This is a genomic window from Arsenophonus sp. ENCA (genome assembly GCF_002287155.1).
In the GTDB taxonomy this organism is placed as follows: domain Bacteria; phylum Pseudomonadota; class Gammaproteobacteria; order Enterobacterales; family Enterobacteriaceae; genus Arsenophonus; species Arsenophonus nilaparvatae.
This window is the reverse complement of record NZ_NHNG01000424.1, coordinates 1-11675: the sequence shown is the minus strand read 5'-3', so window position 1 is coordinate 11675 and position 11675 is coordinate 1. Positions and strand designations below refer to the sequence as shown.

The 11675-nt window shown below is 40.8% G+C and carries 11 protein-coding genes and 2 pseudogenes; 9 read left to right on the top strand and 4 right to left on the bottom strand.

What is annotated here, in order from left to right; all coding sequences use genetic code 11:
* Positions 1-371 precede the first annotated feature (371 nt).
* A complete protein-coding gene (locus CBG25_RS11140; RefSeq protein WP_290606666.1) occupies positions 372-767 on the bottom strand; it encodes a hypothetical protein in 396 nt (131 codons plus the stop codon).
* A gap of 776 nt (positions 768-1543) precedes the next feature.
* Between CBG25_RS11140 and CBG25_RS11135 the strand changes: the two genes are divergently transcribed.
* The 3 genes from CBG25_RS11135 to glyS all read left to right on the top strand — a co-directional run bounded on the left by CBG25_RS11135 (position 1544) and on the right by glyS (position 5023).
* On the top strand, positions 1544-1759 hold the full coding sequence (locus CBG25_RS11135) for a M10 family metallopeptidase C-terminal domain-containing protein (RefSeq protein ID WP_290606664.1): 216 nt from the start codon (positions 1544-1546) through the stop codon (positions 1757-1759).
* A 273-nt stretch (positions 1760-2032) separates the two neighbouring features.
* Complete coding sequence (glyQ, locus tag CBG25_RS11130; RefSeq protein ID WP_290606662.1) at positions 2033-2944, top strand: glycine--tRNA ligase subunit alpha; 912 nt, start codon at positions 2033-2035, stop codon at positions 2942-2944.
* A gap of 9 nt (positions 2945-2953) precedes the next feature.
* Complete coding sequence (gene glyS / locus CBG25_RS11125) at positions 2954-5023, top strand: glycine--tRNA ligase subunit beta (protein WP_290606670.1); 2070 nt, start codon at positions 2954-2956, stop codon at positions 5021-5023.
* 143 nt (positions 5024-5166) lie between these two features.
* Here the strand turns inward: glyS and CBG25_RS11120 are convergent, their stop codons facing one another.
* Entirely contained in the window at positions 5167-5457 is a 291-nt protein-coding gene (locus CBG25_RS11120) for a hypothetical protein (protein ID WP_290606660.1), read from the bottom strand.
* Positions 5458-5698: 241 nt separating this feature from the next.
* Here CBG25_RS11120 and CBG25_RS11115 point away from each other — a divergent pair, with 241 nt between their 5' ends.
* Together CBG25_RS11115 and CBG25_RS11110 are read left to right on the top strand one after the other, a co-directional pair.
* Positions 5699-5974 carry a hypothetical protein gene (locus tag CBG25_RS11115; protein WP_290606658.1) on the top strand — a complete coding sequence of 92 codons (276 nt, stop codon included), beginning with the start codon at positions 5699-5701 and terminating at the stop codon, positions 5972-5974.
* 156 nt (positions 5975-6130) lie between these two features.
* Complete coding sequence (locus CBG25_RS11110; protein WP_290606656.1) at positions 6131-7660, top strand: phage tail tape measure protein; 1530 nt, start codon at positions 6131-6133, stop codon at positions 7658-7660.
* Here CBG25_RS11110 and CBG25_RS11105 read toward each other — a convergent pair.
* A complete protein-coding gene (locus tag CBG25_RS11105; RefSeq protein ID WP_290606668.1) occupies positions 7603-7938 on the bottom strand; it encodes a transposase in 336 nt (111 codons plus the stop codon). The genes CBG25_RS11110 and CBG25_RS11105 overlap by 58 nt on opposite strands.
* A gap of 205 nt (positions 7939-8143) precedes the next feature.
* On the opposite strand from CBG25_RS11105, the gene CBG25_RS11100 reads away from it, so the two are divergent.
* On the top strand, positions 8144-8425 hold the full coding sequence (locus tag CBG25_RS11100; protein ID WP_290606654.1) for a transposase: 282 nt from the start codon (positions 8144-8146) through the stop codon (positions 8423-8425).
* 56 nt (positions 8426-8481) lie between these two features.
* On the opposite strand, the pseudogene CBG25_RS21415 reads toward CBG25_RS11100, so the two are convergent.
* A pseudogene (locus tag CBG25_RS21415) lies at positions 8482-9522 on the bottom strand (IS5 family transposase).
* Positions 9523-9683: 161 nt separating this feature from the next.
* Between CBG25_RS21415 and CBG25_RS11085 the strand changes: the two are divergent.
* From CBG25_RS11085 to CBG25_RS11075, 3 genes and pseudogenes are all read left to right on the top strand, one after another.
* A complete protein-coding gene (locus CBG25_RS11085; protein ID WP_290605594.1) occupies positions 9684-9917 on the top strand; it encodes a hypothetical protein in 234 nt (77 codons plus the stop codon).
* Positions 9917-11047 (top strand): hypothetical protein, encoded by a 1131-nt coding sequence (locus CBG25_RS11080; RefSeq protein WP_290606652.1) that lies wholly within the window; start codon positions 9917-9919, stop codon positions 11045-11047. Before CBG25_RS11085 ends, CBG25_RS11080 begins: the two co-directional genes overlap by 1 nt.
* 56 nt (positions 11048-11103) lie before the next feature.
* Positions 11104-11625 (top strand): annotated as a pseudogene (locus CBG25_RS11075) (PD-(D/E)XK nuclease-like domain-containing protein); the annotation flags it as partial.
* Positions 11626-11675 lie beyond the last annotated feature (50 nt).

The following is an 11675-nucleotide window of genomic DNA, read 5'->3' as shown; positions in this document are numbered from 1 at the left end:
ACTTGTCGATCGTCTGTTGGTGATACTGGTTTGCAAAGAGGTCATTCTTAATGGCGCTGCGTTTCTTCATGGTGGTTAGCTCAGTAGACCAGCTTCCGATAACTTTATCAGCAAAATCAAACTCGGCTTAGGTTTTTCGAGGTGCCCTTATGATTATTTTTATTTTATTCGTTATTAAAAGAGAATTGTTTTTGTAACTTGAATGTTAAGGTTAATCCTGAATTAGTTAGTTATTTTTTTCATAAAGACATATTTTAATATAAGAAATCAATAAATTTACTTTATTAACAAAAGGTTATGAAAATATATTACTTTAGGAATTATTAATCAATGATTTTTAATCAGGATTATTTAATTTATTTTTAGCTATTTTAGTTTTTAATAAACGTAATTTGAGCCTGTTTTGCTAAAAACATTTTTTTAAATTGCCATTCAATAACTGCCATTGAGCCTTGTGCTTGCAGTTTATTTTTAACTGTAAGCCAAAAATTGGCATTGTCGGTATAAATAATAATTTTATGGGCGTTAGCGAGTGCATAATAATAAACAGGAGATGCTTGTTCAGCGGTGGTAGGAAAAAATGTCGAATATTGCCATTTCTGGCTACTATTAGAAGACGCCTTGAGCTGCTGAATATGACTAATGTTTAACAGGGCTGAATGGTTAAACTCACGACTTTTTTTGTCAAGCTCAATCAATGTTGATTGTGGCTGAGAAGTGCAGCTGGTTAGAGTTAATAATGTCAGCATTAAAAATAATATTTTCATGTTAATTACATCTGTTTTTGCAACTTTAATTTAACGGATTGTTTCATATTGAATCGTTTTACTGCAATATTTTATTCGACCCTAATGAGCAAAAATTTGTTATATCAAAAAGTTATGTTAATTATTTTAATAGAAAATAAATGAGTAAATATCATATCTTATTATGATAGTATTTGAAAGTGAGTGTTTTTTGAAAAATGAGTTAGTTAAGCTGAACGAGCCATTATTGAGTATTAATAACAATAAGACATATTATGAATTTATTAAGCGATAAAACCAAATAAACATTAACTTTTTGGCTCCTTTGGATGCTAGGAAATACTAAATAATTAACGACTCAGTCTAAGTATAATAATTGGCTCTATTAGCGGTTTTTATTATTCTATGCATTGAGTATAAAAATTGTAAAGCTGCGGTTTAGATGTGATTTATAAGCTAACCAACAGATATAATTATTTTTTTGCTTGAAATAGTATTTCTTATATTAATATCAATCTTATTACATTATCTTGTTGATATATATTAGAGTTTTTCATGATTAAAAATTATCTAACTGAAAAAACTTCACAATTTTATCAATAAGGAAATGGCTCTGCTTGATTCTAATAAAAGCGGGAATGAGGATATAAGGAATGCTAAACAATTTTATGATCCTATGAAGTAAGTCAACAGATATTATATTCTACAATAGCAAATAATAACTTTTGCTTACAGTTTAAAAATGGTGAAACAGTTTATTCATTTTGGGCGTTATGATCAACTTGATCAATTAACATATGAATAATGCCAGGCATAATGATGCGAACAATGGTAAAAATTTTATTCATTTTGTGGTCGAGTTTAACGGTGTTCCTGACGAAACCGTTATATCTTATAACAATAGACACCATTTTCATTATATAAGTATCAATGCTGGTGATGATTTAAAGCCAGATTTTGTCATTAAAGTTGCAGCTAACATTGTAACGGAACATGATTTTATTTATAAATAAGCTTGCGCGGTCATATAAATATGGCAGAAAAAGTATTGCAGTAAGCCAAATTGAAAATATCTTTTTTGCTGATAACCTTTGAATTAATTTTTAATGTTAGTGATTAACTAGTGATGGGGCTAATCAATCAGCTAACTTAAAATTACTAAAGATTTATCAGGCTGTTTTCATGTAAAACAACGTCAATGTGTAATCAGTGCTGCATATCTGTTCGCCAAAGGGTATACTGAATCACTTTTTTAAATCACAATCTATCTATCGCGCGAATCTAACATGCAAAAGTTTGATACCAAAACCTTTCAGGGATTGATCCTAACATTACAGGATTACTGGGCGCGTCAAGGCTGCACCATTGTTCAACCATTGGATATGGAAGTTGGTGCAGGGACGTCCCATCCGATGACTTGTTTGCGGGCACTAGGCTCGGAACCAATCGCTGCTGCTTATGTGCAACCATCTCGTCGGCCAACTGATGGACGTTATGGTGAAAATCCTAATCGTCTTCAGCACTATTATCAATTTCAAGTCATTATTAAGCCCTCACCGGATAATATTCAAGAGTTATATCTTGGTTCATTAAAAGCATTAGGGGTAGATCCCACTGTTCATGATATCCGTTTTGTTGAAGATAACTGGGAAAATCCAACTTTGGGAGCCTGGGGACTTGGTTGGGAGGTTTGGCTAAATGGGATGGAAGTCACCCAGTTTACCTATTTTCAGCAAGTCGGAGGCTTGGAGTGTAAACCGGTTACCGGCGAGATTACCTACGGCCTTGAACGCTTGGCTATGTATATTCAAGCGGTTGACAGTGTGTATGAGCTAGTCTGGTCTGATGGCCCGTTAGGCAAAACAACCTATGGTGATATTTATCATCAAAATGAAGTTGAGCAATCGGCTTATAATTTTGAGTATGCTAATGTTGATTTTCTCTTCAAATGTTTTGAAGAATATGAAAAAGAAGCACAATATTTATTGTCACTAGAAACGCCACTGCCTTTACCCGCTTATGAACGAATTTTAAAAGCTGCCCATACGTTTAATTTATTGGATGCACGTAAAGCTATTTCAGTTACTGAACGGCAACGTTATATTTTACGTATTCGTACCTTAACCAAAGGGGTTGCAGCAGCTTATTATGCTGCTCGTGAAGCATTAGGTTTTCCAATCTGTAAAAATAAGAACTAAGAGGCTGTCATTATGCAACAGACTTTCCTGGTGGAAATTGGCACAGAAGAGTTACCGCCGAAGGCTCTTCGTTCATTAGCCGGATCATTTGCGGCAAATTTTAAACATCAATTAGAACAGGCTGAACTGCAGTATGGTGAAGTGCTTTGGTATGCATCTCCCCGTCGTTTAGCATTAAAAATAACCGATTTGGCAGCACATCAAGCTGATCGTGAAGTTGAGAAGCGTGGCCCGGCAATTAGTCAGGCTTTTGATGCGACAGGTAAAGCGACGAAGGCCGCTGAAGGTTGGGCTCGTGGCTGTGGCATCACCGTTGAGCAGGCAGAACGTTTGGTTACCGATAAGGGGGAGTGGTTATTTTATCGTGCGACCAGTAAAGGCCGTGCCGCAAAAGAGTTGCTTGTTGATATGGTAACGAGTGCATTGAATCAGTTACCAATCCCAAAACTGATGCGCTGGGGAGACAAGGCAACACAATTTGTCCGGCCTGTTCATACCTTAATCATGTTATTGGATGATCAGTTGCTCAAAGGTGAAGTATTGGGTATTCAGAGCGATCGCGTGATCCGTGGCCATCGATTTATGGGAGAAGCTGAACTGACTATTGATTCAGCGGAACAATACCCTGCGATCTTACGTGAACGTGGTAAAGTTATTGCTGATTATGAAGAGCGTAAGTCCTTAATCAAGCATGAGGCGAATAAGGTAGCACAGCAATTAGGCGGTACTGTTGAATTGTCCGATAGTTTACTCGAAGAAGTAACATCATTGGTTGAATGGCCGGTGGTATTAACCGCAAAATTTGAGCAGAAATATTTGTCTGTACCAGCGGAAGCGTTAGTTTATACCATGAAAGGCGATCAAAAATACTTCCCGGTTTATGATCAGGTTGGTAATTTGATGGCTAATTTTATTTTTGTTGCCAATATTGAATCTTCTGAGCCACAGCAAATCATTGCTGGTAATGAAAAAGTGATCCGTCCACGTTTGGTAGATGCTGAATTTTTCTTTAAAACCGATTGTAAAAAGCGTTTAGAAGAATATTTACCCCGACTGGAGACGGTTTTATTCCAAAAACAGCTTGGTACATTGCGTGATAAAACCGATCGTTTAGAAGTATTAGCCGGCTGGATCGCAGCTAAAATTGGTGCCGATGTCAATCATGCTACTCGAGCGGGTCTGTTGTCCAAATGTGATTTGATGACCAATATGGTGTTCGAATTTACCGACACACAAGGTGTTATGGGGATGTATTACGCCCGTCGAGATGGTGAAGCGGAAGATGTGGCGGTGGCAATCAAGGAACAGTATCAACCCCGTTTTGCTGTTGACCAATTACCTTCTAATCATATCGCGGTTGCGTTGGCGCTGGCCGATAAAATGGATACTCTGGTAGGTATTTTTGGTATTGGCCAACCGCCTAAGGGCGATAAAGATCCCTTTGCCTTACGTCGTGCGGCCCTTGGTGTGTTACGTATTATTGTTGAAAAAGGTTACGATCTGGATCTATTAGCATTAACACAGCAGACGGCTCAATTGTATGCTAATAAGCTAACCAATAAAAATGTTGTCGATGATGTTGTTGAGTTTATGCTTGGACGTTTTCGTGCCTGGTATCAAGAGCAAGGGTACCGCATTGATACTATCCAGGCTGTTTTAGCGCGTAGGCCAACTAAACCGGCAGATTTTGATGCTCGTGTGAAAGCCGTTACCCATTTTCGGACTTTGCCAGCGGCAGAAGCACTGGCGGCAGCTAATAAACGGGTTGCCAATATTCTGAATAAATCAGATGAGAAATTGAATGACAATGTTGCCGCCACAGTGTTAAAAGCGCCTGAAGAGGTCACTTTAGCGGCTCATTTGGTTGTTTTACAAGATAAACTGGCGCCATTATTGGCTGACGGGCAATATCAAAGCGCATTAACCGAATTGGCTTCACTGCGTGAGGTGATCGATGCTTTCTTTGATAATGTAATGGTGATGGATAGCGATCAAATAGTCAGGATCAATCGTTTGACCTTACTAAGTCAGTTGCGTGATTTATTTTTACAGGTAGCTGATATCTCTTTATTACAATAATCTATTCAGCGATTAAAAATTCCTTGAATTAATCTTCAAGGGATTTTATTTATAATTAACTATTTTTTATTTCTAATATTGCCTATATTGGAACCTGTTATTGTAGGTAATCACCAGTAACCATACTTGGAATGATTATTGATTTAGTGCAATTGGTTGTGGTGTACCCATGCAACAAGAAATTGGCTTGTGTTGTCTTTTTTAATGATATCTAAAGTACCATATTGATAGTGTGTTACCTCACCAATTGAGAAAACGGTTGGCTTATCATTTTCTTGAGAGCCAAGAGCGGTTTGTCCCTTATCAACAAAGCTAGCTTTATTAATTAAAGCGATATCTAATTTAACCGCAGGATCGCGATTTGCGTTATCAACATTGCTAATATCATATGCAGTTATTGTTCCCTCCCTATTATTTTTAAATTGGCTATCCACCAACTGATATTCTTGGTTTTTAGCGATCAATTGACCATTATTTTCAATATCTCACGAGTTTCGCACCAATAAAAAAACGCTCTATTTTTAAGTTTAATTCAGCATGATATATAAATAGTCAAAACCTTATAAATCAAATACAACTTATTGTAATTTAAGAAAATTTATGTTTTTTAGTAACTTGCAGATTAATCATTGCTTTTAAGCCATTTTTAGAATTTTATATGCCTGTGCGAAACTCGTGGGAATTTCCATCTCAGAACAGCGTAAAATTTACTTCAATCACCGAAACACCCTTATTTCACTATTAAGCAACACGCTTATTGAGTTAAAAGCCATTATCACTGCCGTTGATAAACTCTCCGGCCCGCTCAAGGGGATGCGGCGGGAAATGAAGTCCTTCAAGAAGGAGTTTAGCGCAGGAATGGCGGGGGCGGCTGCATTAGGGGCTGGCGTTGTGACTGCCATGGCTGGCCCCATCAAACAGGCGATAGACTTTAAGCCTGTTGCTCAATAGCAAAATTAATTGTGACTTACAAAAAAACCAGCTATTGATGATAAAATAATCAATTTTTGAATTAAAAATAACCTATATAAGATTAAAAAATAACCTATTTTTGTGTTTTTTAGATGTATCTAACTTGTTTTTATTGAAAGCAGTTTTATTTCACTATTGAGCAACAGGCTTTTTGAATCGACGATGGCCGATGTCCGCAAAGTGGTTGATTTTGATACGCCGGAACAATTCAAGGCGATGTCAGAAGATATCCTTAAGCTCTCGACAGAACTGCCAATGGCAGCCGATGGCATAGGGCAAATTGTGGCCGCAGGCGGTCAGGCAGGGATAGCGAAAGAAGAATTAATGTCCTTCGCTCAATCCGCTGTAAAAATGGGTATCGCCTTTGACCAGACGGCTGAGCAATCTGGGCAGATGATGGCACAGTGGCGTACTGCATTTCGGTTGACGCAAAATGATGTCGTTTCGCTTGCCGATAAAATCAACTACCTTGGCAATAACGGGCCAGCCAATGCCGCAAAAATCTCTGACATTGTGACCCGCATTGGCCCACTGGGTGAAGTGGGCGGTCTCGCCTCCGGTGAGATAGCGGCCCTTGGCGCAACCATTGCCGGAATGGGTGTTGAGTCAGACGTGGCGGCAACCGGTATTAAGAACTTTATGCTGGCGTTAACCAAAGGGAAATCAGCGACAAAATCGCAAAAAATCGCACTACACACCTTAAAAATCAGCCCCAAAAAACTCGCCGCACAGATGCAGAAAGATGCGAAAGGCGCCATGTTGATGGTGCTGAAAGCCCTTGAAAAATTGCCTAAAAAAGATCAGATGGCATTATTAAATGACTTGTTTGGCTCTGAATCTCTGGGATCAATTGCGCCGCTGCTCACCAACCTTAACTTACTGGAAGTTAACCTAGATAGGGTCGCCGATAAACAAAAGTACGGCGGATCTATGCAGAAGGAATATGCTACTCGGGCAGCCACTACCGCAAATGCAATACAACTGTTTAAAAATCAGATGCATGTTGCCAGCGTGAGTATTGGTAGTATTTTTCTGCCTTCAATTGTTGAAGCAACAAAGAAAATTCAGCCGTTGATTGAGCAATTTCGTACTTGGGCAAAAGCCAATCCAGAACTGATTAAATCCTTTGCCAAGTGGGGACTTTATCTACTGGGCACCGCGACGGCGGTAGGGGTTGTTACCCGTGCTTTCAGGATTTTTAACAGCGTGATGAAAATGTCAACGCTGGGTAAGCTGGTCTCGTTAATGGTCATAGGCGGTGGGCTTATCGTCGATAACTGGGAAACGATCGGCCCGATTATTGAAGCGGTCTGGCAAAATATTGATGGCGTTATTCAGGCAATCGGCGGTTGGGAAACCGTGCTCGCCGGTATTCTGGTTTTTGTTACGACAAAATGGGCTGTCGATATGGTGAAATCGATTCGGAATGTCACCCGTGAGATGAAAACATTGGGTAAAAACAGTCCTTCTGGCATCAAGGGCGTACTGGGAAAAGCCGGGCTGATTGGGGGGATATCTATGGGCGTCGAACCGCTTGTCGACAAGGGGCTTAATGCGGTGTTTGGGGGCAATGAGTGGTTTCAAAACCTCAGATACCGTCTTTCTTATCATGATACAAGAGCTATATTCTCATCGAAGGGGATGCCAGATTTTAAGACACCATAAGCTAATTGGAGTAATTTTCGCATTGCCGCACAGATGCCTACTTTACCTCCTTTGTGACGTGATACGAGCCGCTGCCACTGTGCTTTTATTATAGGGTTACAGGAAATGGCAGATAAAGCCGGCATGTATAATGCTTTTCTGAGCTCTGTATGACCTCGTTTTGATAGGCGACTACGTCCTTTAAATAAACCAGACTCATGCAGTTTTGGGTTAAGACCAACATAGGCCACGACTTCTTTACTGTTGCTAAATTTTGACATATTACCGATATAAGCCAGTAAACTCGCACTCAGTCACGAGTTTCGCACCAATAAAAAAACGCTCTATTTTTAAGTTTAATTCAGCATGATATATAAATAGTCAAAACCTTATAAATCAAATACAACTTATTGTAATTTAAGAAAATTTATGTTTTTTAGTAACTTGCAGATTAATCATTGCTTTTAAGCCATTTTTAGAATTTTATATGCCTGTGCGAAACTCGTGAAAGAGAATCCCACCCGTGAATACGTCAAATCTATCATGGATGCCCGTTGGTCTGTTGAAGTTTATCATCGAGAAGTTAAACAAAATTGTGGTATTGAACGCTGTCAGGCTCGCACGAGCCGAGCGCAAAGAAATCATATTTTTCTCGCTATTTCTGCGTGGTTTGAACAACATAAACGTCGGATATCTGAAAAAATAACCCTTTATCAACAAAATTGGGACGTAATCAAAAATGCTATTGCTGAGCACATCCGTGTTTTATTAGCGTACCCAAATTAGGGCTTTGTTGAATAAATCAGAGGTAGCGGACAGGATGACTCCCGCCGGTACTCCCATTATGCAATGCGAATGCTGTTCGGCATGCCCAGCAGCGTCATGCGGTTCAGCGCCTTAACCATTGCCATCGCCTCACCTACCTGAGCGTCATAGTCTCGCAGGCTCAGATGACCGCCCAGCAAGGTTTTGATGCGGAACATCGCGGTTTCAGCCACTGAACGCCGGTGATAACCTGTTTTTTTCTTCCAGACGTCATTGTTACCGCTCAGATACTGATTCGCCACGGCATGGTTGCGTTCATGGTATTTGTCGGGCCAATACTGTCCACCTTTTCTCGGTGGGATAAGCGGCCTGATTTTTTTCCTCAGCAGAGCATCATGGCAGTAACGGGTATCGTAAGCTCCATCTGCCGACGCTTCCCGGATTTTCCGGTGGGTCTGGTTAATCAGCCCCGGCAGTGCSWGNGCWKYCGYMRWWSSGSTRWKYNAYAAWWMRRMKMAKWTAATTTYWTNCKTTRMAMTSWMWRYRKYSARATSAWKMWWAMSMYNAYACTMYNCKCYTKTSMGMCMNCMTSKTGCCTGMNCWTYCGTCGTTCCGCTGAGCGATAAATCGGCGCAGATAATTTCATGCGTTGCACTGTCTGCGGCCAGATGAAGCTTACGCCACACTCTGCGCCTGTCAGCCCCATGTTGCCTGACTTTCCATTCACCTTCGCCGAAGACTTTCAGGCCAGTGCTGTCAATGACCAGATGTGAGATTTCACCACGGGTTGGCGTCTTTATGCTGATTTTAACGGTCTTTGCTCGTCTGCTGACAAGAGAGTAATCCGGGCAGAGCAACGACAGCCCCATCAGCTTAAAAATCGAGTCAACGAAGCCCTGTAATGCCCGAAGCGGCAGGTTAAACACTCGCTTCATCATCAGAACAGTGGTGATAGCCATATCGGTATAGTGGAGCGGTCGGCCACGACCTTCTGGCTGTGCACTGTTAGTCCATGCAGCAACGGCTGACTCATCAAGCCATACCGTGAGAGACCCGCGCTGCCTGAGTGCTTTGTTGTATGCAGGCCAGTTGGTGATTTTAAACTTTTGCTTTGCCATAGGGACCCGATGATGAAACGACTGTAGCGATCAGATCCCCCCAATCACCTAAAAGTTCGATTTATTCAACAAAGCCCCAAATTAGTTGTGTGCGAAACTCGTGCTGTTGTCACTGTGGCAAACTCTCATTAGCCCTCGTGAGCTTCTTTTGGTGTGCCAGATTGGATAACCGCCCCTGTGTTTTTCCTGAAGAAGCCTGTATTGAGTTTGTTGAAAAAATTAACCGTAAACAATTCAGGGCGCTTTTTTACCATCCTTCAATGATGAAAGCGTGTTCGGCTGCTTGTTGCCATTGTTCTGATAACCAGAGAGAGCAAGCGATACCCAAAGCCAGAGGATTAATACTACGGACATTAGAACAACAGGCGAGTAACCGCATTGAGGGGGCGAAATAATGAAATACTTCAAAGCAACGATTATTACAACCGTTGACCACGAAAACGGAAAAACAACCTCGCATATATATATCGAATCTGAAACGAAAATTGCTGCCAAGAAATTGGCTTCTCAACATATCTTTGAAACTGACGGTGCTAATTGCTGTTTTTACAAATCGCCTCGATTGGAAGAAATTAGCGTTGAGGAGTATCTAGCTAATACCGAAAAACAGACGGACATTACCAAAGAGCAGGAAATAGACCAGTTTTGCGCTTTGCTAACGATTTTTGGGATTCAGGAAGAATACGACGAAGGCGAAATACGAGATGCAGATGATTTGTTAGCTAATCCAGAAGATGAGCCAGAGCTTTTTGAGCAATATACAGAACTACGTGACAAGGTAACCTCAAAAATTTCAGCGAGTGACAAAGCAATTTCAATCGGTGAAATCAAGGAAATAGCGATTCATCTTTTTGAGTGTGGAAAAGATAATCAGTTATTAACGCAATCAACAGAGTTATCCACTGAATCTGTCGTTATCCCTGTGGAAAACGTGGGAGAAGTGGAAAAAAGCGTGACAAATGTCGCCCTTGAAGGGTTGGTTGATAATTGCACAGAAGAGGAGGCGGTTGATTCTGCCATCAAAAACATACAAGACAATTCTGTCTTCTCTGCTTTTCCACCCGTTAATGGAAAAATCATGAGTGGTGAAGGTATCGGGCTTGAGATGTTGAACGGCTGTGTTGATGCATTGAAACCCACTGAGAGTTTGATAGTCCGAAGTCTGTCAAATAGCACCTATCACGCTGCAAGCGGTTATTCCAGTACGCAAATTCGGTTGGTGCAACGGGAACAGACAATAGCTGTGCTAGATTGGGAAAAGGGCGCCCCCTACAAAGAGACTAGACACGGCGCGTTTTTAATAGGTACGGCTGTACACACCGCTATTCTCGAGCCGGAGCGCTTCGCTGAACAGTACACTTGTTCGCCTGAACTGAATTTGCGAACCAAAGACGGTAAACAGGAATGGGCAGAATTTGAAGCGCAGGCAATTGCCAGCAATAAAATTTCCCTCAAAAGAGGCTGTCGCAAAAGGGGTATTTACAATAAAAATAATTTAATTTTTTCTTTAAAATCAAAATATTGAAATCATTAAAAACATGATACTACCTCTTTTGCGACAGCCTCAAAAAAGCGGAGTTTGAACAGGTTGAAATGATGCGTGATTCCGCACTGGCATATCCAATGGTGGAAGATTTGCTGGAAAACGGCGAGCCAGAGCTTTCAATTTTCTATCGCACGGAAAATGGAACGTTATTGAAAATCCGGCCTGATTTGTTGGGAATCTATGCCGATAAGCCGTTTATGCTCGATGTGAAAACGACTGATGATGTTCATGATTTTTGTAAATCCGTTGATAAGTTTGGTTATCACATACAGGCGGAATTTTACCGTCTGGTTGCAAATTGGGTTTTTGGGCGTGAAATGGCTTTCGCTTTCTGTGCAATTGGCAAAAACCCAGCTTGTGGGCGTTTTCCGGTGAAACTTTGTGAACCCGACGACGAAGATAGCGAGCAGGGGTTATACGAAGTCAACCGTGTAATTGATATGTTGGAAAACGTGATTGAAACGTACCCAATAGTCAAAGTATCCCGTCCTTTCTGGGCAAAACAGGCGGATAGAAAACGCAGAGAAGCGGTTGCGGTAGAAGGAGGTGTTGCATGAATACTGAACTGGAAACGATGAACAACGTCTATGACAATCTGCAATCGGTC

Excerpts from the sequence above, each read along its gene's own strand:
- CBG25_RS11135 (WP_290606664.1), top strand. The coding sequence starts at position 1,544 with ATGAATAATGCCAGGCATAATGATGCGAACAATGGTAAAAATTTTATT.
- glyQ (WP_290606662.1), top strand. The coding sequence starts at position 2,033 with ATGCAAAAGTTTGATACCAAAACCTTTCAGGGATTGATCCTAACATTA.
- CBG25_RS11080 (WP_290606652.1), top strand. The coding sequence starts at position 9,917 with ATGAAATACTTCAAAGCAACGATTATTACAACCGTTGACCACGAAAAC.
- CBG25_RS11140 (WP_290606666.1), bottom strand. The coding sequence starts at position 767 with ATGAAAATATTATTTTTAATGCTGACATTATTAACTCTAACCAGCTGC.